This window comes from Hyphomonas oceanitis SCH89, assembly GCF_000685295.1.
Classification (GTDB): Bacteria; Pseudomonadota; Alphaproteobacteria; order Caulobacterales; family Hyphomonadaceae; genus Hyphomonas; species Hyphomonas oceanitis.
The window spans coordinates 85,231-108,777 of sequence record NZ_ARYL01000012.1; the positions used below are offsets into that span (position 1 = coordinate 85,231).

Below are 23,547 nucleotides of genomic sequence, written 5' to 3' on the forward strand. Positions count from 1 at the left end.
CGGGGCAAACATGGCAGACGGAACGACGCGAACCCAAAAGGCGCTGAAGGCGTCGCCTGACAGGTTCCTCAACCGGGAACTGTCCTGGCTGGAATTCAACCGGCGTGTGCTGGAAGAGACGGCCAACAAGGCGCACCCCCTGCTGGAGCGTCTGCGCTTCCTGTCCATCTCGGCAAGCAACCTCGATGAGTTCGAAATGGTGCGCTATGCGGGCCTGCGTGAGCAGGTGCGGGCCGGTATCGTCAAGCCTAGCCAGGACGGGCTGAAACCCTCCGAACAGGTCGAGCAGATCGAGAAGGCGTCGCTGCGCCTGATCGCAGACCAGCAGGAACAGTGGCGCATCCTGAAAGAGGAAATGGCGGCGGAGAATATCCACGTCCTTTCGGCCGCCGCGCTGACCAAGAAGGAACGCACTGACCTCGAGACCTATTTCCGCAACAATATCTTTCCGGTGCTGACACCGCTGGCGGTGGACCCGGCGCACCCGTTCCCGTTCATTCCGAACCTTGGCTTTTCGATTGCCGTTGACCTTGCCTCCCGTTCGGGCGGCGAAGGGCATGTCGGCATCGTGCCGCTGCCGGCCTTTGTGCGCCGCTTCATCCGGCTGCCGAAGACGACCAAGGGCCATATGCGGTTCATCGCGCTGGAAGACGTGATCGGCCTGTTCCTGGAGGAATTGTTCCCCGGTTTCGTGGAGAAGGACCGGTGCCTTTTCCGCGTTGTGCGTGACAGCGATATCGATATCGAGGAAGAGGCCGAAGACCTGATCCGCGAGTTCGAGGTGATGCTGAAGCAGCGGCGCCGGGGCCGTATCGTGCGCCTCAGGATGCAGTCGAGCGCGCCGGACAAGCTGCGTGAATTCATTACCCATGAGATTGGCGCCGAACAGGCCGATACGGTTCTGTATGATGGCATTCTGGGCATGGCGCAGCTGTCTGAGTTGATCGTCGACGACCGACTGGACCTGCAATTCCCGCCTTATGAGCCGCGCTATCCCGAGCGCATCCGCGAGATGGGTGGCGATTGCTTTGCAGCGATCCGGGCAAAGGACATTCTGGTCCACCACCCGTTCGAGAGCTTTGATGTGGTGGTCCAGTTTATCCGGCAGGCCGCAGCGGACCCACAGGTCGTGGCCATCAAGCAGACGCTGTATCGCACGACATCCAACTCGCCGGTTGTGGCGGCGCTGATCGAGGCGGCAGAGTCCGGCAAGAACGTGACCGCGCTGGTGGAGATCAAGGCGCGCTTTGACGAGGAGGCGAACCTGCGCTTGGCGCGCGACCTGGAACGGGCCGGTGTGCAGGTGGTCTACGGGTTTATCGAGTACAAGACGCACGCCAAGGTGTCGCTGGTGGTGCGGCGTGAGGGGACGGAGCTTCGTTCGTATACGCATTTCGGGACGGGGAACTATCATCCGATCAATGCCCGTATCTATACGGACCTTTCCCTGTTCACGGCTGATGCGGCGCTGGGGCGCGATGCGAACCGGCTATTCAACTTCGTGACCGCCTATCGCGAGCCGCCGGATGTTGGCCCGGTGCTGGAGAAGATTTCCATGTCGCCGCTGACCCTGCGGTCGAACCTGATCAAGATGATCGAGGCGGAAGCGGCGGCCTCCAGGAAGGGCCAGCCTTGCGGCATCTGGGCCAAGATGAACTCGCTTGTGGACGGCGAGGTGATCGACAAGCTTTATGAGGCGAGCCAGGCGGGTGTGCCGATCACGCTGGTGGTGCGGGGCATCTGTTGCCTGCGTCCGGGTGTGCCCGGCCTGTCGGAGACCATTGCCGTGAAGAGCATTGTGGGCCGCTTCCTGGAGCACTCGCGGATCGTGTGCTTCGCCAATGGTGAGACACTGCCATCGCCGAATGCCAAAGTGTTCATCTCGTCGGCTGACTGGATGCCGCGCAACCTGACGCGGCGCGTCGAGGCGCTGGTGCCGATCGAAAACCCGACCGTGCATCGCCAGGTGCTGAACCAGATCATGGTGGCGAACCTGAATGACGAGACACAGAGCTGGATCATGGAGGCGGATGGCGACTATCGCCGCGTGAAGCCGGAAAACCGCGAGACGGCCTTCGAGGCGCACCAGTATTTCATGGACAATCCAAGCCTTTCCGGGCGAGGGAGTGCCCTTGAAGTCAGCCTGCCCCCGCGCCTGTCGCACAAGGGCGGCAAGTCGGCATGATGTTCCCGAAATCAGAACGCGCCGGCATTATCGATATCGGGTCGAACTCTGTTCGTCTTGTGATCTATGACGTGCTCGGATCGTCGATCCTGCAGACCTTCAATGAGAAGGTGATGGCGGGGCTGGGCGAGGGACTGATAAAGCGCGGGACTTTGTCACCCACCGGCCGGGAGGCAGCGCTGGGGGCACTGAGCCGGTATCGGGCGATCCTGAAGGCGCTGAACCTGCGTAATTATACCGCCGTCGCCACGGCGGCCGTGCGCGAGGCGAGCGACGGGCCGGACTTCGTGAAGAAGGCTGGGCGCGTGCTGGGGCGTCCGGTGAGGGTGTTGTCGGGCGCGGACGAGGCGCGGCTATCGGCGCTGGGCGTGGAGGCGAGTTTCCACCAGCCCAAGGGCGTGATGGGCGACCTTGGCGGATCAAGCCTGGAATTCCAGCGCATCGGTTATGGCAAGGCGCTGGGGGAGAGCCTGCTGCTGGGGCCGCTGTCACTGGCCGAGGACGTGATGGACCTGCGCGAGCTGCGCAAGAAGGTGAAGGCCGAGCTGAAGAAGTCGAAGGCCTTGCCGGGGGCGCAGGGCCGTTTCTATGCGGTGGGCGGCGCTTGGCGCTCGTTCGCGCGGCTGAACATGGATGTGGAGGATTATTCCCTCCACGTGCTGCAGGGCTATCAGATGAATGAGGGGCAGGTGGCGCGCGCAGCGAAGCTCTGCTTCGACAGCGTGACCAACCCGGCAGCCCGCAGCGTGATCGAGAAGGTGGACCGGCGCCGGGCGAAACACCTGCCGATTGCGGCGATGATCCTGGAAGAAGTGCTGGCGAGCAGCCAGCTGGAGGGCGTGACGATATCGTCCGGCGGCCTGCGCGAGGGCGTGCTGCGCGACCTGACGGGCGCGGCGGTGACCGATCCGCTGCTGGATGGCGTGATCGCCTTCGGGCGGCTTGACCATAACCAGATCGCTTTCGGTCAGGCGCTGCATGAATTCGTCAGCCCGGCCTTCGGTCCGGAAGCGGACCTGTTCGGCTCACCGGCGGCGGATGCGCGGATCGAGAAGGCGGCCTGCATGATGGCCGACAGCGCAGGGCGCTTCCATCCGGACCACCGCTCGCTGCTGGCCTATGAACAGGCCCTCAGGGCGCCCTATGCGGGCGTGAGCCATGCGGAGCGGGCGATGATCGCCTATGCGATCGGCTGTCGCTACGAGAAGGATTTCAAGCGGCCGAGCGAGTATCTCGACCTGACGACCGATGAGCAGGCTGACCGGGCCAAGCAGCTGGGCAGCGCCATGCGGCTCGGTGCGGTGTTTTCGGGGCGCTCAGGGCCGATCCTGCAGCGGGCCAGCCTCGCGCGGAAAGGCGGCGACCTGGAACTGCATGTGCTGAAAGTGGATGCGCCGATGGTATCGGACACGGTGTTGCGGCGCCTGTCGCAGACGGCGAACCAGCTGCGGCTGAAGCCGAAGGTCGTCGAGGTCTAAGACTGGGCCTAGACGTCGAAGAGGCGGACCTGACCACCCTGGAAGGAGACGGCGAGCTGGCCGTTGAGCAGGGCCTGCGCCTTCTTGCCGAACATATCATAGCGCCAGCCGGTCATGGCCGCGATGTCTTCGGTCGTCTCGCCACGGGCAATGCGGTCGATATCGGCCGCATTGGCGATCAGGCGGGGCACGACATTGTGCTCGTCGCTGACATGCTTGAGCAGCACTTTGAGCAATTCCGGGGCGCCGGCCGGGATTTGCGCATTCTGCACGCGCGGCTCCAGTTCGGGGGCGAACTTGTCCGGATTGTCGATGGCCTCGATCACGGCTTCCATCAGGCCCTGGCCATGCTTGGAGCGGATGAAGCCCGAGGGCACGGCGCGCAGCTGGTTGTAATCGTTCTCGTTACGCGGCTTCTGGGCCGCGATTTCCTGAATCGCGTCATCCTTGAGGATGCGGCGGCGCGGCTTGTCCAGTTCCTGCGCGAGGCGTTCGCGCCACGCGGCGACGGCCACCACGATGGCGGCATAGTCCTTCTTGGGCTTGCGCAGTTTCAGGCGCTGCCAGGCATTCATCGGGTCGGTGTCGTATTTGGCGGGATCTTCCAGATCGGCCATTTCCTCACGAACCCAGTTCATGCGGCCGGATTTTTCCAGCTCTTCGCGCATGATCAGGTAGATGTCGCGCAGGTGCGTGACGTCTCCGAGGGCGTAGATCAGCTGTTTCTGGCTGAGCGGACGGCGCATCCAGTCAGTGAACTGGCTGGATTTGTCGATCTGGCGGCGCACGACGCGCTGGACCAGATTGTCGTATGAGATCGAGTCGCCATAGCCGAGGGCCATTGCAGCCACCTGGGTATCGAAGATCGGGCCGGGCGGATGGCCGATCAGGCGATTGAAGATTTCGATGTCCTGCCGGGCGGCGTGAAACACCTTTACCCGGTTATCCATGGCGATCAGGTCAAGGAAGGGACCGATGTCCAGATCCTCGGCCAGAGGGTCAATAAGGCCCTCGACCCCCGGTGCGGAGGCCTGCACGAGGCAGAGTTCCGGCCAGTAGGTCGTTTCCCGATGGAATTCGGTATCGACGCAGATGAAGTCCGATTCGGCCAGTTTGCCGCACAGGTCTTCGAGCGCCGACTGCTCAGTAATGGGAGTCAAGGTGTTGTCAGTCATCGCGGGCTTGCGTATCGCAGGCCCTTGACAAGTGAAAGGGCTTAAATGCCCTTGCGCCCCTGATTTATAATGAATGCCTTTCCGGAGAAACGATCCGATGCACGCCTATCGCACCCATACATGCGGTGAACTTCGCAAGTCCCACGTGGGCGAAACCGTCAAATTGTCCGGCTGGCTGCACCGCCGCCGCGAACATGCCGGCGCCCTGTTCATCGATCTGCGCGACCATTATGGCCTGACGCAGGTCGTGGTCCACCCAGGCGCGCCTTTCTACGAGGACGCCAAGCGCGCCTCGGCCGAAAGCGTGCTGACCGTGACCGGCAAGGTAATCTCGCGAGAGGCAGAGGCGGTTAATGCCGAACTGCCCACAGGCGAGGTGGAATTGCCCGCAGACACGCTGATTATCGAGAGTGCAGCTGAAAAGCTGCCGCTGCCTGTCTTTGCGGAGCCGGACTATCCGGAAGATATCCGCCTGAAGCACCGCTATCTCGACCTGCGCCGCGAGACGCTGCACAAGAACATGATCCTGCGCAGCCAGGTCATCGCCAGTCTGCGCCAGCGCATGATTGCGCAGGGCTTCATGGAATACCAGACGCCCATCCTGACGGCCTCCAGCCCGGAAGGCGCCCGCGACTTCCTCGTGCCGTCGCGCCTGCATCCCGGCGAATTCTACGCGCTGCCGCAGGCGCCGCAGCAGTTCAAGCAGCTGCTGATGGTGTCCGGCTTTGACCGTTATTTCCAGATTGCGCCGTGCTTCCGCGACGAAGACGCGCGCGCTGACCGGTCGCCGGGTGAGTTCTACCAGCTCGATATCGAAATGAGCTTTGTCACGCAGGATGACGTGTTTGGCGCGATTGAGCCTGTCATGCGCGGCGTGTTCGAGGAGTTTGCTGACTGGGAAGGCAAGGGACGCTCCGTCCCGGCTGAACCGTTCGTGCATATTCCCTACGCTGAATCGATGGCGAAATATGGTTCCGACAAGCCAGACCTGCGCAACCCGCTGGAACTCTGCGATGTGACCGATTTCTTTGCGGATGAAAGCAAGACCGGTTTCAGCATCTTTGCGAAGATCATCAAGGGCGGCGGCAAGGTCATTGCCATTCCGGCGCCGAAGGCTGCGGCTGAAAAGTCCCGCAAGTTCTTCGATGACATGGATAAGTGGGCCAAGAAAGAGATGCAGGCGCCCGGCCTTGGCTATGCGCGCCTGAAGGAGGCTGATGGCGGCGGTGTGGACAGTCAGGACCCTGTGCTCAAAGGCTTTGAGGCGGGCCATCTGGCCGATCTGCTGGCTCATATGGGGCTCGGCGCTGGCGACGGCGTATTCTTCTCGGCAGGCGCAAAGAGCGCGGCCTACAAGCTGGCGGGCGCTGCCCGGAACGAGCTTGGCAAGTCGCTTGAGCTGATTGAAGAGGGCGTGTTCCGGTTCTGCTGGATCGTCGACTTCCCGATGTTCGAATATGACGAAGACAACAAGAAGATCGACTTCAGCCACAACCCGTTCTCGATGCCACAAGGCGGCATGGAGGCCCTGACCGCAGCCAAGACCGAGGAAGAGATCCTCGACATCAAGGCCTTCCAGTATGACATCGTCTGTAACGGTATCGAACTGTCATCGGGTGCCATCCGGAACCACCGCCCTGACGTGATGCTCAAGGCCTTCGAGATGGCGGGATACGGCCCTGAAGTCGTCGAGGCCGAGTTTGGCGGCATGCTGAACGCGTTCCGCTATGGCGCCCCGCCGCATGGCGGCATCGCACCGGGCGTCGACCGGATCGTCATGTTGCTGGCGGATGCCGAGAATATCCGCGATGTCACGCTGTTCCCGATGAACGGTCAGGCACGCGACCTGCTGATGGGGGCACCGAGCCCTGTCGACGACAAGCAGCTGAAAGAGCTGAACATCCGCATGGCGCCTCAGGTTAAATCCTGAGGCGATAGCGGCTTACCATCCATACGTATCCCCGGCGAAAGCCGGGGTCTCATGCGGTTTGGCTGAATTGGTTTCTTCAATTGCCTGAGGTCCCGGCGTTCGCCGGGACTGCGGAGCTTTTGGATACGGGCTTATTGAGCCGTGGCGCTCGCCATGATGACGTCGCCGCAGAGGGGCAGCAGCAGGCCCGGTGGCATCAGCGTGTCGATCGAGCTGCAGGCGCCCTCGAAATTGGCCAGATCGTGATGGGTCATGCCCGAAAGGTCAGCCCCAATGAAGCGTACATCGCGGAACGAGGCGCCGGCCACGTCTGCGCCTGTCATGACGACGCCGGTCATGTTGGCGCCGTTGAGAACGGTGGCTTTCATCACGGCCTTGTCGAACTTCGCGCCGCTGAGGTTTGCGCCGGAGAGGTCGGCTTCATCCAGCTGGGTTTCGCCGAGGTCGGCATCGGAGAAATTGGCGCCGACCATAAGCGCGCCTTGCATGTTGGCACCGCGCAGGATGGATTTGCGGAATTCCGCGCCTGAGGCCTGAACGCCCATGAGGCGGGCATTGGTGAGGATGGCATCGGAGAAGTGGGCGGCCGTCAGCAGGGCGGTGCGCAGGTCAACGCCCGCGGCATTGGCGCCCTCGAAATTGGTGCTGGTGGCCTGGATGCCGCGCATGAAGGCGAATTCGAGATTGGCTTCGCGGTAGTTGGCGCCGCTGAGCGTCCAGCCGGACATGTTGCGGCCAGCGAGGTTGCAGCCCCCGCACGAGCCGACATAGCCGGGCTGCCATGCGACGGGCTTGCTTTGTGCGACAGCCGGAAAGGATGCGCCAAGTAGGGCGATCACGGCAGGCAAAATCAGGCGAAAAGGCATACCAGTCATGTATCCGGGATATCGCTTTGTGGTAGCGAGCTATACTGAACAAACTGTAACAACTGCAGATGCGTCCCAAGTGTTGCCGGATTGTCGCGGAAGTGTTTCCGCTGCGTAAGCCCCTGAATACTGGTTGAAAAAGAGGGAATGCTACCGCGACAGGCGGCCTTCTTCCCCACATGTGTCACAGGCTGTGTCGCCATCCTCACCCACGGCGAAGAGGGTGAAGCTGCCGCATGCTTCGCAACCCTGTTCGAGGTAGGGCGGCGGAGCGAGTTCCTCGGATTCGTCGTCCAGGTCTGATTCGGCCTGCTTCTCGGCGCGGCGCTTGTCGAGGATGACGATATTGTCGGGCAGCTGGCCCCGCGAGAAGCCGCGCGAGATAATCTGGGCGGCTTCCTCGGTGAACGGGGCAGGCTCGCGGGTGGCATCGCCTGCGCCGCGACCGAGGCCGTCATGGGTGACGTCAGCCTCGGCGAGGTCGTCGCGGCCGAGATAGGAGACGGCGAGTTCGCGGAAGATATAGTCGAGGATGGAGGTGGCGCGCGTGATGCGGTCATTGCCGGTGACCTGCCCGGCCGGTTCGAAGCGTGTGAACACGAAGGCGTCGACGAATTCTTCCAGTGGCACGCCGTATTGCAGGCCGATCGATGTGGCGATGGCGAAATTGTTCATCAGGCTGCGAAAGGCGGCGCCTTCCTTGTGCATGTCGAGGAAGATCTCGCCGAGCTGGCCGTCATCGAATTCGCCTGTGTGCAGGTAGACCTTGTGGCCGCCGACAGTGGCTTTCTGGATATAGCCCTTGCGACGGTCCGGCAGGCGCGTGCGGGCGGCGCTGCGCGCCTCTGTGAACTCGGGCGTGGCTTGTGGTGTGTCAGCCTCCTCGGCCAGTTCCTCGGCGAGGGAGAGGATATGCTCCATCCGGTCGCGCACATCGTCGCCGGGCGGGGAGCGGTGGCCCATGAGGTGCGCCGAGAGGCCGTCTGCGGTGATGGCTTCGGCCATGTCGAGACCAGCGCGGGCGCTGACCGGGACCGTCACACCGCCGCCGAGCACCTTGTTACAGGCGGCGGCAAAGCGGATCTCGTCCTCGGCGGAGACATCCAGCACGAAGCCGCATTCCTGCAGGGCGCGCGAAGCGAGGGCTTCACCAGCGCCATCAATGGCGGCTTCGGCCTTTGCGATGTCCGCGCGCGAGAAACCCATGGCCGAGAGAACGCCGCGTCCGTCGGCATCAAAGTTTTCAGGCGTGAGTTTCAGATCATGCGAGATGATCTCGTCGCCGAGTACCCAGCGGGAGAAGGCAGCATTGAGCGGCAGGCCTTCGCCGAGGGCGCGGCTGACACGGTCCAGCGCGGCTTCGGTGAAGCCACGGTCGCGCAGGCGGGCGGTGCCGAGCGATGCTTCGAGGTCCTGCGCGCCGGCATGGCTGATCTGGTCGAGCACGCCGGGCAGGGCCTCAGGCGCGCGGGCAGCGAGGCCGAGGCGGGCTGCGCGAGTGAGGCTGGGGGCGTCGTCGCCATAGGTGAGGACGGCGCGGACGGGGGCGGCCGCATCGCTCTCGCATTCCGGCAGGGCCACCATCGGGTCGACAATGGGCAGGATCAGGACCTGGCAAGGGCGCTTGGTGGAGGCTTTGCGGGCCTGCAGGCCGAGCGGCTTGGCGTGCGCGGCACCGAAGGCCGCGCCCGTCGCAGCTGAACGGACAAGGGCCGTGAGCGCGGCGCCAGCGGCAATGCCATCCTCAGAGCCATAGTCGAGGCCGAGGGCCATGACGGCGGCGCCAAGGCCTGTGAGGAGGATGACGCCCTCCTTCATCTGTGCGGCAGCGGCCTCAATGGCGGAGACGAGGAAACCGTCTTCGAAACCATCCGGGCTGACGGCCTGGGCCACATCCACCACGCGCGCAGGCGTTGCAGCGGCGGGCAGGGCGGACTGCAGGAAGAAGACTTCGCCGCCTTCGCGCAGGGCGGCGAGGAGCGAGGGCTCGAGCGCAACATCCACGGGCGCGGCGGTGAACACGGCAGGGGGCGGGGCAGGCGTATCGACGGCGGCGGCGCGCAGGGCGTCTGCGGTGCGCAGGATGCCGCCGGGCAGGCGCAGTGCCTCTTCCAGCAGGTCCTGCGGTAGGCCGGAGGCGAGCGCTTCGGCCAGTTCGGCATTGCGCGGGGCAGGGCCGAGGCGTTCGAGCATTTCAGCGAGGGAGAGTTGCGACACGCTCTGAAGGCTCGCGACGGATGCGGCGGAGGCCAGATGGTCGAGCGCGTGAGGCGTCATGTCCTGAGGCGCGAGACCGGCGGCGCGGCAGAGCCGTCCGAAGGGCATTTCGGCGGAGATCAGGCCGTCTGATTCGGCCGCTGAGAGGATTTCGTCGAGGCTCTGGTCAGGCATAAGCGGCTCCTTCGCGAATCACTTTCTGCCAGCGTGACCCTTGGAAGGTCAGGCTTCAACGTCAAACGTCGGCAAATACAGGGATCGGTCCGAAATTTGCGCGATTATTTTTGCCGCCGTGCGGTCATAACCATGTTGGGCGCCTCGGAATTGGCGAAAACAAGGTCGGGTATGCCATCGCCGTCCATGTCGCCTATCGCGACCCCATATGTGTCCTCAGCCTCGTCATCGAGCGGGAGCGCGGCGAACGTGCCGTTTCCGTCATTGAAATAGACGGCATTGGAGGTTTCGCCAGCCCCGACGACGATATCGATATCGCCGTCGCCATCGAGGTCTGCTGCCGCGAGCGCCTGTGTCACCTCGCTTGCCGAGCCAACGTGTCCGCCAAGGGTGAAATTGCCCGTGCCGTCGCCGACGAAGAGGGGGTTTTCCGCGCCTATGGCTGAGAGCAGCAGATCCACGTGGCCGTCGCCTGTCAGGTCAGCGAGGACGGCCTGGCGATGGTCGCCGCGGCTGTTCGGCAGCGGGCGGGCCGTGAATTCCGCCGCGCCGTCATTCAGCAGGATCAGGCTTTCATTGTCGTCACGACGGGCAAAGGCGAGGTCCACGTCGCCGTCTCCATCAATATCAGCCGCCGCAAGACCGGTGGCGCCGTCCTCAGGCCCTTCGAGTGATGTGGCGGCCTCGAATGTGCCGTCGCCCCGGCCCAGCGCCAGCAGGTTTGTCCCGCCGCGACGGGCAATCACAATATCGAGGGTCTGATCCTTATTGAGGTCGGTCAGGATCGCATTGCGTGCTGCGCCGCCCGTGCCCTCGACGAGCCCGGCGAAGGAAAACCTTCCTGTGCCGTCATTCATGAACGATTGAGCGGGCAGGACATCGCGAATCATCACGGCGTCCATGTCTCCGTCGCCATCGATGTCGCCCGCGAGCACGATGTAGGAGGGGCCCATCGTGTCGCCAATTGGCCGGGCTTCAAGCAGGCGTCCATTACCGGCGTTCAGGTAGACATAATCCTGCTGTGCCCAGTGGCGTCCATTGGCCACCAGCACGTCGAGATCGCCATCATTGTCCACGTCGGCCAGTCCGATATTCGCACTGAAACTGTCGGGACTGTCGAACATGAAAAATGGCGAATTGCGATAGGTCAGTTGCGGGGCATCTGCAGTCGTATCTGCGGTTGCTGGTGCGCTGGTACACGCGACTGACAGGAGCACTGCGAACAGTCCAGCGGCCTTGAATGATCCGTACATTGGCGGCCCTTTCACAGTCTTGGCGTTATCCAGACGCTATCCGACATCGGCCCTGTCGTCACCCATGGCAGGCCTCAATGCGGTGCAATCCGGCCATGCGGCGCATTGCCTGCCGCGGCGGTCTGGATTAACAGGCCGACTGGCGCCATATTGCCGCCATCAAGTCACGTCAGGACAGGCCTACGATGCTGAAGCACATTTTCACCTGGTGGAACGGGAATACCGTCGGCGCCAATTTCGACATCAAGCGGCGCAGCGGCTATGTCGGCACCGATGAGTATGGCAACAAGTATTTCGAGGAGCGCAAGACCTCGCTGGAAGGCCGCCATCGCCGCTACGTGATGTATGAAGGCCTCGCCGAGCCGTCGAAAGTGCCGGCTGACTGGCACGGCTGGCTGCACCACACCGTGGACCAGCCGCCGACCCATATGCCGCTGGAGCGGCGCGACTGGGAAACGGATCACACACCGAACATGACCGGCACCCCTTATGCCGTGAAGCCGAAAGGCAGCGTGGGCGCCAGCGGCGTTCGCCAGAAGTCTGACGGCGACTATGAGGCATGGACCCCAGATGCGTGAATCGATCTTTGAAACACTCGTCGGGGCAGTCGTTGTCGCGGTTGCGGCCGTCTTCCTCTGGTTCGCGCTGGCCGTAGGCGGCGATGCCGAAGCGAGCGGTGACCAGTACACCGTGATTGCGCGCTTCAACAATGTGTCCGGTATCTCGCGCGGCTCCGATGTGCGCATCGCGGGCGTGAAGGCCGGCGTTGTGAAATCCATCGAGGGCGACCCCAAACGTTTCGAAGCCGTGCTGACACTGGCGCTCGACAAGAAGTGGGAGCTGCCGGACGACACGGATGCGCGGATCTCGACCGATGGCCTCCTCGGCGGCAGCTATATCGGCCTCGAGCCAGGTGGCGGTTATGATGTTATCCCGCAGGATGGCACCGGTGAAATCCAGTATACGCGCGGTAGCGTGGACCTGCTGACCCTGTTCGCTTCGTTTGCGGGTGGTGGTGGTGGTGGTGGTGGTGGTGGTGGTGGTGGTGACAATGCCGATGCGGCTGAAGCGCCTGCTGAGCCTGCGGAAGCGGCTCCTGAGCCCGCAGCAGAGCCAAAGCCTGCGCCGAAGAAGCAGCCTGCGGCTGAAAAAGCGCCTGAGCCTGTGAAGGCGGAGCCTGCCACGGCACCGGAAACTGACAGCGAGCCTGAAGCAGCTGACCCTTATCCCGCCCCGGCGGATGATCCTTATCCTGCGCCTTCTGGAGATGATGGCCAATGATCCGATTCCTCGCCGCAACGGCTCTTGGCCTTGGCCTCATCGGCGCAGCTCATGCTGCGACCTATGCGCAGAAGGACAGGGCGACCTTGCGGGCGCTGGACAAGATCACCGGCCGGTCGACGGATATCGAAGTGAAGGTGGGAGAGCCGGTCGTATTCGGCTCGCTGAAGGTCGAGCTGAAAGCCTGCTATCAGACCCCGCCTGAGGAGGCGCCCGAAAGCGCGGCGTTCCTGAAGATCCATTCGACCCAGCCAGTGGCTGTCGAGACGATGGAAGCCGCTGTTGATGCCAGCGAGGTTGAAACGTCTAGTGACGAGAACCCGGAGCTTTTCTCCGGCTGGATGTATGCCTCATCGCCGGGCCTCAGCGCGCTTGAGCACCCTGTCTATGACGTCTGGGTGATCCGCTGCACGGCGCCTGATCCGGTGAAACTGCCTGAGCGCAACGCCGCTTCGTCGGACGAGCCGATGGTCGAAGACGCGCCGCCGGTAGACGACACCGAGCCGACACCGGAATAGAAGTTCCCCTCGATTGTCAGGGCTGCGCGGAGGCGGGCCTTGAAATCCGCACGTGGGATTTCGATCAGGCCGAACTGTTCCAGATGCGGATTGTGGAACTGCGCATCGAGCAGCGTATAGCCACCAGCGATCAGACGCGCCGCCAGATGAACCAACGCGATCTTTGACGCGTCCGTTGCGCGCGAGAACATGCTCTCGCCAAAAAACGCTCCTCCCACCGACACGCCATAAAGCCCGCCAACGAGGTGGTCACCGTCCCAGCATTCGATGGAGTGGGCGTGTCCTTCGCGGTGCAGCGCACTGTAAAGATTGAGGATTGCGGAGTTTATCCAGGTGCTTTCGCGCCCGTCTGTTTCTTCGCCGCAGAACTCCATGACGCGCGTGAAGGCGGTGTCTGCGGTAACACGGAACGGGTCCTTGAGGACCGTCCGCTTCAGGCGGCGGGGTATATGGAAGGCGTCCAGAGGGAGGATGCCGCGCATGTCCGGGTCGACAAGGAACAGGTTCGGATCGTCGCGCGAGTCCGCCATGGGGAAGACACCCCGGCGATAGCAGGCGAGCAGGTCCTGTGTTCCAAAGCGCGAAGACATGGCCGGAATATGAGTCCCTCAGGCCCGCCTGTCCATGGGGCAGACGGCGCCAGCTGTGGACAAGCCTTGCGACCTATTCAGCGGTGATCTTGTTCTCGGCGAGGAATTTTTCCAGCCAGTGGATGTTGTACTCGCCGGCAAGGACATCATCATTCTCGACGAGGCGACGGTGCAGGTCGAGCGTGGTGAAGACGCCCCCAACAACCATTTCCGACAGGGCTCGGCGCAGGCGCATGATGCATTCGCGGCGCGTCCGGCCGTGCACGATGAGCTTGCCGATCAGCGAGTCATAATAGGGCGGGATGCGATAACCCGCATAGGCCGCGCTATCGAGGCGCACGTCGGGGCCGCCCGGCGCATGGAAATCCGTGATCAGGCCCGGCGAAGGGACGAAGGTTTCCGGGTGCTCGGCATTGATGCGGCACTCGATGGCGTGGCCGACCAGCATGACATCCTGCTGGCTGAAGGACAGTTTCTTGCCTTCGGCGATGCGGATCTGCTCGCGCACAAGGTCGATGCCGGTGATCATTTCTGTGACCGGGTGTTCGACCTGCAGACGGGTGTTCATTTCGATGAAGTAAAACTTGCCGTCTTCATAGAGGAACTCGATCGTACCGGCGCCGCGATAACCCAGCTTTTTCATGGCCTTGGCGCAGATGTTGCCGATCTCTTCGCGCTGGGCCTGATTGAGGGCTGGCGAAGGGGCTTCTTCGAGGACTTTCTGGTTGCGGCGCTGCAGGGAGCAGTCGCGTTCCCAGAGGTGGGCCACGTTGCCGTGGGTGTCGGCAATGATCTGAACTTCGATATGGCGCGGGCCTTCGAGATATTTCTCGAGATAGACGGCGTCATCGCCAAAGGCGGCCTTCGCCTCGGTCTTGGCGGTTTTGACCGCGTTTTCGAGGTCCGCCTCGGTGCGGGCCAACTTCATGCCGCGGCCACCGCCGCCGGCAGAGGCTTTTACGAGAACCGGGAAGCCGATTTTCTTGGCGGCCTTCTTGGCCTCCGCAATGGAGGTCAGCGCGCCTTCGGAGCCGGGCACACAAGGCACGCCAGCTTCGATCATCGCGACCTTGGCGGCGATCTTGTCGCCCATGATGCGGATATGCTCGGCCGTCGGGCCGATAAAGGCGAGACCGTGGGCCTCAACCATTTCCGCAAACTGGGCGTTCTCGGACAGGAAGCCATAGCCGGGGTGGATCGCGTCGGCGCCGGTGATTTCGGCAGCTGCCAGGATCTGGGACTTCTTGAGATAGCTCTCGGACGACGGCGGCGGGCCGATGCAGACGCTTTCATCGGCCAGGCGAACGGCCATGGCGTCGCGGTCAGCCGTGGAATGCACGACGACCGTGGACAGGCCCATTTCCTTACAGGCGCGGTGGATACGCAGGGCAATCTCACCGCGATTAGCGATGAGGACCTTCTTTATCGTGCGGGGCTCAGTCATGCTATTCGATCAGGGCTAGCGGTTCGCCGAATTCGACCGGCTGGGAGTCGGTAACATAGAGGGCCGTGAGCGTGCCGGCCCGGTCGGCCTCGACGGGGTTGAAGGTCTTCATGGCTTCGACCAGCATGAGCGTGTCGCCCTTTTTGACCTTGTCGCCGATATTGAAGAACTGTTTCGCGCCGGGTTCTGGGGCGAGATAGACGGTGCCGACCATGGGCGACTTGATCGCATTGTCGGAAACGGCCGGTGCTGCGGGCGCTGCAGCGGCAGCAGTCGGTGCGGCAGCAGCCGGTGCAGCGGCGACAGGCGCCGGTGCAGCGGCGTACTGGGCCGTTTGCATCACGGGCGCGGCGGGCTTGCTGACGCGGATGCGCAGGCCTTCGTGCTCGATTTCAACTTCGCCGAGGTCGGCTTCCCGGAGGATGGCGGCCAGCTCCCGGACGAGGCCGGTGTCGAGTTTTGTCTTTGCAGTGCTCATGGGGTGCTAATTATCTCCTTGGCCCGTCAGGGACTTGGCTGCCAGAAGCGCGAGCTCATAACCATAGGCACCAAGGCCCGCAATTGTAGCTTTTGCAACAGGCGCAACATAATTCACTTGGCGGAAGGCTTCGCGCGCCGCCGGATTGGACAGGTGCACTTCAATGACCGGTACTTTGCAGGCCCTGAGGGCATCATGCAAGGCCACAGATGTGTGTGTATAGGCGCCAGCATTGAGAATGACGGCTGAGCCCTTGGCCGAAGCCTCCTGAACCCAGTCGACAAGTTCGCCCTCATGGTTGGTCTGGCGCGCCTCAAGGGGCACGTCGCCGGAGAGGCTGCGCAGGCGGGTATGGATACCCTCGAGGGTTTCGTGGCCATAGATCTCCGGCTCGCGCGTACCGAGCAGGTTGAGGTTTGGCCCACCGAGAACATATATCGGTTTTGACATGGACCCCGTCTTGCTCTGGAACGCCCGGCAAGGCAAGGGGGCACAAACGGGAGGCGAGTAGACATGCAGATCACCCTGAATGGCGAGCTACGGCAGGTGAACCCGGGAATGACCGTCGCGATGCTGGTGGAAGAGCTGTCAGAGCTTACTGGGCGCGACCCGCGCGGCGTGGCCGTGGAGCGCAATCTGGAGATCGTGCCGAAGTCCGAACATGCCTTTACCGTGCTGGAAGAGGGCGACCGGCTGGAACTTGTACAGTTTGTGGGTGGGGGATAAGCCGAAAGGCCGCTAAAACCCGTCAGAGAAGCCCTTCAGGAACCGTTGGAAGCCCATGTCAGACCCGTTGATCATCGCCGGAAAAACCTACAACTCGCGCCTCATCGTGGGCACGGGCAAGTATGCGAGCTATCAGCAGAACGCCGATGCTGCGCGCGCGGCGGGGGCCGAGATTGTTACCGTGGCGCTGCGCCGGGTGAACCTGTCGGACCCCGGCAAGGAGATTCTCACCGATTTCGTGAAGCCGGACGAGTTCACCTACCTGCCCAATACGGCGGGCTGCTACACCGCTGACGAGGCCGTGCGCACGCTGCGCCTAGCGCGTGAGGCCGGCGGCTGGAACCTGGTGAAGCTGGAAGTGCTGGCCGACCAGAAGACGCTCTACCCGAACATGCCGGAGACGCTGACCGCCGCGAAGGCGCTGATCGCGGACGGGTTCGAGGTGATGGTCTACTGCTCGGATGACCCGGTTTACGCGAAGATGCTGGAAGAGGCGGGCTGTTGCGCGATCATGCCGCTTGGCAGCCTGATCGGTTCGGGACTTGGCATCATGAACCCGGTGAACATCCGCCTGATCGTTGAGCAGACCCGCGTGCCTGTGATCGTCGACGCGGGCGTTGGCACACCATCGGATGCTGCCATGGCCATGGAACTCGGCTGTGACGGCGTGTTGATGAACACCGCGATTGCCGCCGCCAAGGACCCGATCCTGATGGCGAGCGCGATGAAGCATGCCGTGATCGCCGGACGCGAGGGCTATCTCGCGGGCCGTATGCCGAAGAAGATGTATGCCGATCCAAGCTCGCCCCTTGCCGGGCTGATCTAGTTGCGCGCTGCCATCATTGGCGCGGGACCGGCTGGCCTGATGGCCGCCGAGGCGCTGTTGGCGCGGGGCGTTGGCGTCGATATCTATGACGCGATGCCGAGCTTTGGCCGCAAGTTCCTGATGGCGGGCAAGAGCGGACTCAACATCAGCCACGCTGAAGACATCGACGTTTTCCTGTCGCGCTATCGGAGCGATGCGCGATTGCAGGACATGGTGCGGGCTTTCGGGCCAGCTCAAGTCGTTACCTGGATGGAGGCGCTTGGCATTGCCGCGCATACCGGGCCGACGGGGCGCGTGTTTCCGGAAATGATGAAGGCCTCGCCGCTGTTGCGGGCCTGGCTGGTGCGGTTGCAGGACGCGGGCGCTGTGTTGCATCCGAAGCATCGCTGGAAGGGATGGAACGCGGATGGCGCGCTGGTGTTTGATGCGCCGCAAGGCACGGTGACAGCAGCGCCCGATGCGACGGTTCTGGCGCTGGGCGGTGCGAGCTGGAAACGTCTTGGGTCGGATGGAGCGTGGGCGTGTTTGCTGGACGCAAAAGGCGCTCGGACAGTGCCGTTCGGTCCTTCGAATTGCGGCTTCCTTGCGGATTGGTCAAACCACATGAAGGAGAAGTTTGCGGGCGCGCCGGTCAAGTCGGTCCGTCTGTCAGTGGGCGGACAGGAGACGCGATCCGAGTTCGTGATAACGCAGCGCGGTGTTGAGAGCGGGGGCATCTACACACTGTCTTCAGCGCTGGTCGAGGGCTTGCGCCGGGACGGGGCGGCGACGCTTTCAATAGACCTGCTGCCGGACATGGATGTGCCAGCTATTGTCGCCAAAATTGAGCGACCACGCGGCAAGCAATCCATGTCGAACCATCTGCGCAAGAGCCTCGGCATATCCGGCGTGAAGCTCGCCCTGCTGCACGAGGCGGCACGCGGCGTGCTGCCGGACCATAAGGTGACACTCGCCCGGCTCATCAAGGCCGTGCCAATCAAGGTTACCGGCACGGCGCCGCTGGACGAAGCGATTTCGACAACTGGCGGTGTAGCCTGGGATGCGCTGGATAATGCGCTGATGCTGCGCGAACTGCCCGGCGTGTTCTGCGCGGGCGAAATGATTGATTGGGACGCCCCCACGGGCGGCTATCTGATCACGGCGTGCATGGCGACCGGCAAGGCCGCAGGCGAGGGCGCAGCCGACTGGCTTCAGACGGCGTCGAGCTTGTAGACCTTGCGCGCGGTGCCGCTGAACATGGCGGTCTGTTCGGCCTCGGAATAATCGGCGGCAATTTTCTTCAGACCATTCCATAGCGTGCGATAACTGATCGACAGGCGGTCGACCGGGAAATTGCTTTCGAACATGCAGCGCTCAGGCCCGAAGCACTTGATGGCGTGATGGTAGTACGGCGCCTGCGCGTCGACGAACTCATCCGACGTGGGCGGCGTGGCGCGCGTGTTCCAGCCGAAGCCATTGTCGGGCATGGCGAGGCCGCCAATCTTGGCGAAGACATTCTTGTATTCGGCTACGGCGGCGATGTCGTCTTTCCATCGGGCGAAGTTCTCGTCGCGCTTGCCTTCATAGGGGCCAACGCCCAGCGGCGTGCCGAAATGGTCGAGGATCATGGTCGTATCAGGCACGGCTGATGCAAGTTCTGCAAAGTCCGGGATCTGGTGGTGATAGTTCCAGGTGTCATAGGTGAAACCGCGCTCTCTCAGGCGGGCGACGCCGCGCCGGAAATCATAGTCGCGATAGAGCCCTTCGGGCGCGCGGCCCGGAATAGCGAATCCGGCGCTGTCCTTGTCGAAGGCGCCAGCGTGGCGAATGCCCCGAAAGAGGCCATTGGCGGCTGCGATATGAGCGTCGAGAACTTCATCGAGATTATCGAGGCGGAGGTCTGCATGGCCAACAAAGCCGGCAATGGTGGCCTTGTCCGGATCAGCAGCTGAGCGAGCGGCAGCGGCGGCGATGAACTCGGTTTCGCCGATGGGCTTGAGGCGTTCCGGGCCGTCCTTGCGATAGGAGGAGCCGCATTCCATGAAGACGGTCTGGACCACGTTGTGACCGTCTTCGGTGTCGGACCAGAGTTCCTCAAGGTCGTAGCTGAGGAAAGGTTTGGGCCAGAGATGATGGTGCGGGTCGACGATCTCGCGATCGGGGTCGATCACGTCTTCGCGGACCTGTGCGAGCCATTCTGTATTGTTGAACATGCGCGTCCTCCTGCCTTGCCGTCAGCCTCTGCTGAGCTGTGTCCCTATTCAGGGCGCAATGCGGCGGCGAGGCAAGGGGTGGCGCAAGGTTAGCTTAGATCCGTGTCTTCAAACCTGAAGCCGATGCGAAACAGGCAGTAGCCCATTTCGTCAATTGCAGCGACGACGTCAGGATTGGTATCCTCCTCGGACCGCGTTCGGGTGTGGGCCCAGTTTTCAATCCGGCTCTGCGATGGAAAAGGAGCGCCTTGCAGCACTGTCAGCCGGAAGTCGGATTCCGTTTTGTGCACGTAGAACTCATACGTCCGCACCTCTGACATAGTTCTATGCCTTTACGAGGCCGATCTCGCGGAGGCGTTCCATGAGATAGTCCTGCGCCGTGATGGGTGGCTGGGCCGTGCCGCCTTCGGCGACGCATTGGGGCAGGGCTTCGATGACGACATCCTGGTTGAAGTGCAGGAAGAAGGGCGTCGAGTAGCGCGGGAACTTTGCGCGTTCGGGCGCCGGGTTGACGACGCGGTGCGTGGTGGAGGGCAAGACGCCCGCCGTGAGACGCTGTAGCATGTCACCGCAATTGATGACGAGGGCGCCGGGTGGCGGGTTGACCGCGAGCCATTCGCCGGAGCGGTGCTTCACTTCAAGACCCGCCTCTTCGGCGCCGAGGAGGAGCGTGATGACGTTGATGTCTTCATGCGCACCGGCGCGCACTGTGCCCTCGGGCGGCGGGTTTTCCTGTGGCGGATAGTGGAGCAGGCGCAGGATGGAATTGCCCATCTCGACGCGGTCTTCAAACCACATCTCGTCGAGTTCCAGATGGAGGGCGATGGCCCGCAGCAGGTCGCGGCCCATCTCGTCGAGTGCGTCGAACAGGGCGCGGGTGGCGCGGTCGAAATCCGGGATCTCGCCAACGCTGGGCGTGTCCGCCATGGTCTCGCGATAGGGGGACTTGGGCGGCAGGTGTCGGCCCGTGTGCCAGAATTCCTTGAGGTCGGCCTTGGCGGCGCCCTTGGCATTCTCGGTCGCAAAGGCGGTGTAGCCGCGCTGTCCGCCGCCAGCCTTGCCGTCATAAGCGAGCTTCGCAATGTCGGGCATGGCGAAGAAGGCCTTCGTGGCGCGCAGATTGTCGTCGATCGTACGCTGGTCCACAGGGTGCCCAGCGATGACGGCAAAGCCTGTTTCGCGGAACGATGTGCCCAGCGCCTCGGCGAAGGCGGCCTTGTCTTTGCGCCAGAGCGCATAGGGGATCGGTTTGAAATACTCGGTCATGTCTTAAATCTACCGCGAAGCTGCCAGCGTGAAAATGCGGCCAAGTCGTCACCTTGGGCCGAATTGCGGGGCGCGCAAGGATTTCCGGGCATCGTTCGGGCTTTATCCGGGCTGTTTTCGGATAGCGTTCGGGCACTGATTCACGATTTCGGGCCTATTGGGCCTGAAACCAGAGGTAGGGTTAACGCAATGCGCGCAGGGCTTAACGCTCTGCCCCTTTGGGGGGCTCCCTGTTAACCATAACGCAAATCTCTGAGCCCAATCTGTACCTATCGCCGGACATGGCGGGTGGTGGTTGCCAGAGCAGGACACGGGAATGATCCCGGCGATGCGACGGCAAGGTGAAAACAGGAATAAGACAATGCCTTTTGCAGATTACTCAGTCGACCTTGCAACGATGCTTCATTCGGAGTCCGCTCCGGAAGAACTTTACCAGGCGGGCCTCGTCTATGCGACGGGTCTCAATGTGGAGATCGACCTGATCGCCGCGCACAAATGGTTCAATCTGGCCGCCCTACGCGGTTCGGAAGAGGCCAAGGCTCAGCGCGCTGAAATGGCCGAAATGATGAGCACCGACGAGGTCAAGCAAGCCCTTCAGGCAGCCCGCGAGTGGCTGAAACTGATGAACTAGGCGGCCTTGGCGGCCGGGCGGGGAACGAGCTGCCTGCATGTCGCTGTTAAGGTTAATGAAATATCAAATGCCCGCGTGCGAATCTAATGGCTTATGCGCCATGAGGAGCCGCAAACGACATGCCTGTGACCGAGGCCCCCAGCCGAGATCCGGAGGGTAATGGGCTGGTGCGGACATCCGCGCCGCGCCTGCGCCTCGGTATGGCTGACGTCCTGGTCCAGTTCTGGCGCGCCAAATGGTTGATGTTGCTGGTTTTTGTGCCGGTATTCGCCCTCGGCCTGGCGGCCGCCCTGTCGCGGCCTGACCTGTATGAGGCGCGGACACGGCTGATCGTGACGGGCGCCAGCGTGTCAGAGCCGAAGGCGCTCGTGGCGCCTGAGTTGGCGTTCCTGCGCAGTCCTGTGGTTGCGACGCGCGCGCTGAACCTGTTTCCGATGTCGCGCCTCTATCCCGAAATCAATGCAGCTTGCGAGGCGCGCAGCCGTTCCCTTCGCGGGGACGCCGAGGCCCTTTCCCGGCTCGCTTCAGAGTGCCGACAGATGTGTGTTGAGGCCCTTCAGCGGGACTTCCGAGTCCATTCCGAGTCCAGTGCGCCCGTGATGACCGTGAGCTACCGCAATTCCGACCCCGAAGCGGCGGCCGAAGTGCTGAACGCCATGGTCGGCGTGTACCTAAAATATCGTTCCGACGTGCTGGCGCGGCCGGAGGCCGATGAGGCCCCTGCGCCAGACCGGACTGTGCTGGAGCGCAGCCTGCTGAAATCGGAAACTGATATTGGCGCCTTCCTGGAGACAGAAGGGCTAAGCAGCTTCGAGGCGGAGCGCGACACGGTGGCCGGTCTCTACAAGGCGGCGAGTGAAGACCTGCTGGCGACGGATTCCCGGTTGCGGCAGGTGGAGAGCCAGCTGACAGCCTATCGCCGCCAGATCCGCTCGATTCGGCCGAAGCAGGAGATATTCGTCGAGGACACGACGGGGCAGACCCTGCTGGACATGAAGCTGGCGCGCGAGGCGCTGCTGGTGACCAGCCTGCCCGGATCAGCCGAGGTGATCGAGATGGATCGGCGGATCGCGCGGGCTGAGGCCTTTATCGCGACGCTGGACCAACCGGTTGGCACCACGCGGACGGGACCGAACCCGCGTTACGAACAGATGCTGACGACGATAGACGACCTGAAAGCCGAAGCGGCGGCGCTGACGGACCAGCAGGCGGCCCTGGCCCGGCAGATCGCGGCGTTCAAGGAGCGCCAGGCGAAACTGGCCGCGCTGGCGCCGCGCTACAATGAGCTGAAGCGCAAGCGCGATATGCTTGAGCAGGAGATGATGACATCATCCGTTGGCGATGAGCGCACAGGCCGCTGGCAGGGCGAGGATGTGCGCGTGCTGGAACCGGCAACAGTGCCCACCGAGCCTCAGCCGACACGGGCTGTGCTTGCGGCACTGGCCTTTGCGGCGGCTCTTGGCGCGGCCCTGTTCGCAGGGCTTCTGAAAGCGCTGACGCGGACAGGTTTTGCGACGCGGCGATCGGTGGAGCGCACGCTGGACCTGCCGGTGCTCGCAACCGTGCGGGAGGTGTGACCGCATATGCGTGACCTGAGGCCTGATCTTGCAACGCTCTGGCAGTCTGTTTCGCGCCTGCGGTCTGCGCGTGGCGCGCGCAGCGTGATGTTCGTGGCAGCGCGAAGCGGCGAGGGAACGAGCAGCATGGCAGCGTCGTTCGCGCTGATGGCTGCCGAGCATGCGGCGCGCACGGCCTGGCTCGTGGATCTCGATCTCGGGGTGAATGAGGCGTTTGGCGGGTTCGATACAGGGTTTGCGGGCGGCGTGGCGCGGCCCGCGCGGGCCTACGACGCCGCGCTTGGGTGTGAGCCGATCTATGAACTCGTCCCGGCCCCGCTGGGAGGCGGCAGCAAAATGCTGACGGTGCATCCCGTGGAGGGGACGCGCCTGCTCGTGACACGGTTCCGCACGGAGCGACTGGCTGCGGGGCAGAGTGTTCGTTTACGTACACAGCCTGACTGGTGGCAGGCGCTGCGGCGGTCAACAGACTGGATCATCATGGACGCGCCTGCACTGGACCGGTCTGACGTGGCGCTGGATGTGGCGGCGGAAGCCGATGGCGTGGTTCTTGTGGTGCAGGCGGAGACGACTGGCGCCGAGGAAGTGGCGCGCCTGCAGGCCGGTATTGAAGACCAGGGCGGACGCGTGATCGGCGTGGTGTTGAACCGCATGCGGGCCGATGCTCACCTTGCCGGACGTTTTGGCGGGCAAAATTCGAGGCGCCAATATGAAGGCAGGCGGCGCTGATATCAGCGCCG

22 protein-coding genes and 1 pseudogene are annotated in these 23,547 nt (G+C 63.1%); 12 read left to right on the forward strand and 11 right to left on the reverse strand.

Going from position 1 to position 23,547, the window contains the following annotated elements; genetic code table 11:
- Positions 1-10: 10 nt before the first annotated feature.
- Together HOC_RS09560 and HOC_RS09565 are read left to right on the forward strand one after the other, a co-directional pair.
- On the forward strand, positions 11-2,185 hold the full coding sequence (locus HOC_RS09560) for an RNA degradosome polyphosphate kinase (RefSeq protein WP_035537929.1): 2,175 nt from the start codon (positions 11-13) through the stop codon (positions 2,183-2,185).
- Positions 2,182-3,663, forward strand: coding sequence for a Ppx/GppA family phosphatase (locus tag HOC_RS09565; protein ID WP_035537932.1), 1,482 nt, complete (start codon positions 2,182-2,184; stop codon positions 3,661-3,663). The genes HOC_RS09560 and HOC_RS09565 overlap by 4 nt, the downstream gene beginning before the upstream one ends.
- A gap of 8 nt (positions 3,664-3,671) precedes the next feature.
- Here HOC_RS09565 and rnd read toward each other — a convergent pair whose 3' ends face one another.
- A complete protein-coding gene (rnd, locus tag HOC_RS09570; RefSeq protein WP_035537934.1) occupies positions 3,672-4,838 on the reverse strand; it encodes a ribonuclease D in 1,167 nt (388 codons plus the stop codon).
- Positions 4,839-4,935: 97 nt separating this feature from the next.
- On the opposite strand from rnd, the gene aspS reads away from it, so the two are divergent.
- A complete protein-coding gene (gene aspS / locus HOC_RS09575; protein ID WP_035537937.1) occupies positions 4,936-6,768 on the forward strand; it encodes an aspartate--tRNA ligase in 1,833 nt (610 codons plus the stop codon).
- A 131-nt stretch (positions 6,769-6,899) separates the two neighbouring features.
- On the opposite strand, the gene HOC_RS21175 is transcribed toward aspS, so the two are convergent.
- The 3 genes from HOC_RS21175 to HOC_RS09590 all read right to left on the reverse strand — a co-directional run bounded on the left by HOC_RS21175 (position 6,900) and on the right by HOC_RS09590 (position 11,278).
- Positions 6,900-7,643 carry a pentapeptide repeat-containing protein gene (locus HOC_RS21175; protein ID WP_084146237.1) on the reverse strand — a complete coding sequence of 248 codons (744 nt, stop codon included), beginning with the start codon at positions 7,641-7,643 and terminating at the stop codon, positions 6,900-6,902.
- 141 nt (positions 7,644-7,784) lie between these two features.
- Positions 7,785-10,025, reverse strand: a complete 2,241-nt coding sequence (locus HOC_RS21180) for a TSCPD domain-containing protein (RefSeq protein ID WP_051624692.1) — start codon at positions 10,023-10,025, stop codon at positions 7,785-7,787.
- A gap of 104 nt (positions 10,026-10,129) precedes the next feature.
- Positions 10,130-11,278, reverse strand: a complete 1,149-nt coding sequence (locus HOC_RS09590) for an FG-GAP repeat domain-containing protein (protein WP_035537940.1) — start codon at positions 11,276-11,278, stop codon at positions 10,130-10,132.
- Positions 11,279-11,463: 185 nt separating this feature from the next.
- Here HOC_RS09590 and HOC_RS09595 point away from each other — a divergent pair, with 185 nt between their 5' ends.
- The 3 genes and pseudogenes from HOC_RS09595 to HOC_RS22680 all read left to right on the forward strand — a co-directional run.
- The gene (locus HOC_RS09595; RefSeq protein WP_034739614.1) at positions 11,464-11,856 is read left to right on the forward strand and encodes an NADH:ubiquinone oxidoreductase subunit NDUFA12; all 393 of its coding nucleotides are present in this window, start codon (positions 11,464-11,466) and stop codon (positions 11,854-11,856) included.
- Positions 11,849-12,559: an outer membrane lipid asymmetry maintenance protein MlaD gene (gene mlaD / locus HOC_RS21185; protein ID WP_051624693.1), complete on the forward strand. Its 711-nt coding sequence runs from the start codon at positions 11,849-11,851 to the stop codon at positions 12,557-12,559. Before HOC_RS09595 ends, mlaD begins: the two co-directional genes overlap by 8 nt.
- Positions 12,556-12,909, forward strand: a pseudogene (locus HOC_RS22680) (DUF2155 domain-containing protein); the annotation flags it as partial. The gene mlaD and the pseudogene HOC_RS22680, both read left to right, overlap by 4 nt.
- A gap of 35 nt (positions 12,910-12,944) precedes the next feature.
- On the opposite strand, the gene aat reads toward HOC_RS22680, so the two are convergent.
- From aat to HOC_RS09625, 4 genes are all read right to left on the reverse strand, one after another.
- On the reverse strand, positions 12,945-13,667 hold the full coding sequence (gene aat / locus HOC_RS09610; protein ID WP_035537942.1) for a leucyl/phenylalanyl-tRNA--protein transferase: 723 nt from the start codon (positions 13,665-13,667) through the stop codon (positions 12,945-12,947).
- Between the two features lie 73 nt (positions 13,668-13,740).
- A complete protein-coding gene (accC, locus tag HOC_RS09615; protein WP_035537943.1) occupies positions 13,741-15,111 on the reverse strand; it encodes an acetyl-CoA carboxylase biotin carboxylase subunit in 1,371 nt (456 codons plus the stop codon).
- Position 15,112: 1 nt separating this feature from the next.
- The gene (gene accB, locus HOC_RS09620; RefSeq protein ID WP_035537944.1) at positions 15,113-15,589 is read right to left on the reverse strand and encodes an acetyl-CoA carboxylase biotin carboxyl carrier protein; all 477 of its coding nucleotides are present in this window, start codon (positions 15,587-15,589) and stop codon (positions 15,113-15,115) included.
- A 6-nt stretch (positions 15,590-15,595) separates the two neighbouring features.
- Positions 15,596-16,039 (reverse strand): type II 3-dehydroquinate dehydratase, encoded by a 444-nt coding sequence (locus HOC_RS09625; RefSeq protein ID WP_035537945.1) that lies wholly within the window; start codon positions 16,037-16,039, stop codon positions 15,596-15,598.
- A 63-nt stretch (positions 16,040-16,102) separates the two neighbouring features.
- Between HOC_RS09625 and thiS the strand changes: the two genes are divergently transcribed.
- From thiS to HOC_RS09640, 3 genes are read left to right on the forward strand one after another with little or no spacing between them, the layout of a single operon-like run.
- Positions 16,103-16,315 carry a sulfur carrier protein ThiS gene (gene thiS, locus HOC_RS09630; protein ID WP_035537946.1) on the forward strand — a complete coding sequence of 71 codons (213 nt, stop codon included), beginning with the start codon at positions 16,103-16,105 and terminating at the stop codon, positions 16,313-16,315.
- Between the two features lie 55 nt (positions 16,316-16,370).
- Positions 16,371-17,141 carry a thiazole synthase gene (locus HOC_RS09635; protein WP_034739626.1) on the forward strand — a complete coding sequence of 257 codons (771 nt, stop codon included), beginning with the start codon at positions 16,371-16,373 and terminating at the stop codon, positions 17,139-17,141.
- Positions 17,142-18,353 carry a TIGR03862 family flavoprotein gene (locus HOC_RS09640; protein ID WP_035537948.1) on the forward strand — a complete coding sequence of 404 codons (1,212 nt, stop codon included), beginning with the start codon at positions 17,142-17,144 and terminating at the stop codon, positions 18,351-18,353. It begins immediately after the preceding gene.
- Here the strand turns inward: HOC_RS09640 and HOC_RS09645 are convergent.
- The 3 genes from HOC_RS09645 to HOC_RS09655 all read right to left on the reverse strand — a co-directional run bounded on the left by HOC_RS09645 (position 18,332) and on the right by HOC_RS09655 (position 20,599).
- On the reverse strand, positions 18,332-19,333 hold the full coding sequence (locus tag HOC_RS09645) for an amidohydrolase family protein (RefSeq protein WP_035537950.1): 1,002 nt from the start codon (positions 19,331-19,333) through the stop codon (positions 18,332-18,334). The two genes, HOC_RS09640 and HOC_RS09645, sit on opposite strands and share 22 nt — an antisense overlap.
- 89 nt (positions 19,334-19,422) lie before the next feature.
- A complete protein-coding gene (locus tag HOC_RS09650; protein ID WP_035537951.1) occupies positions 19,423-19,653 on the reverse strand; it encodes a hypothetical protein in 231 nt (76 codons plus the stop codon).
- A gap of 4 nt (positions 19,654-19,657) precedes the next feature.
- A complete protein-coding gene (locus tag HOC_RS09655) occupies positions 19,658-20,599 on the reverse strand; it encodes an isopenicillin N synthase family dioxygenase (protein WP_035537952.1) in 942 nt (313 codons plus the stop codon).
- A 361-nt stretch (positions 20,600-20,960) separates the two neighbouring features.
- Between HOC_RS09655 and HOC_RS09660 the strand changes: the two genes are divergently transcribed.
- From HOC_RS09660 to HOC_RS09670, 3 genes are all read left to right on the forward strand, one after another.
- Positions 20,961-21,230 carry an SEL1-like repeat protein gene (locus HOC_RS09660; RefSeq protein WP_035537954.1) on the forward strand — a complete coding sequence of 90 codons (270 nt, stop codon included), beginning with the start codon at positions 20,961-20,963 and terminating at the stop codon, positions 21,228-21,230.
- A gap of 119 nt (positions 21,231-21,349) precedes the next feature.
- Complete coding sequence (locus HOC_RS09665; protein ID WP_035537955.1) at positions 21,350-22,807, forward strand: GumC domain-containing protein; 1,458 nt, start codon at positions 21,350-21,352, stop codon at positions 22,805-22,807.
- Between the two features lie 6 nt (positions 22,808-22,813).
- Positions 22,814-23,536, forward strand: a complete 723-nt coding sequence (locus HOC_RS09670; protein WP_199285882.1) for a P-loop NTPase family protein — start codon at positions 22,814-22,816, stop codon at positions 23,534-23,536.
- Positions 23,537-23,547: the final 11 nt, after the last annotated feature.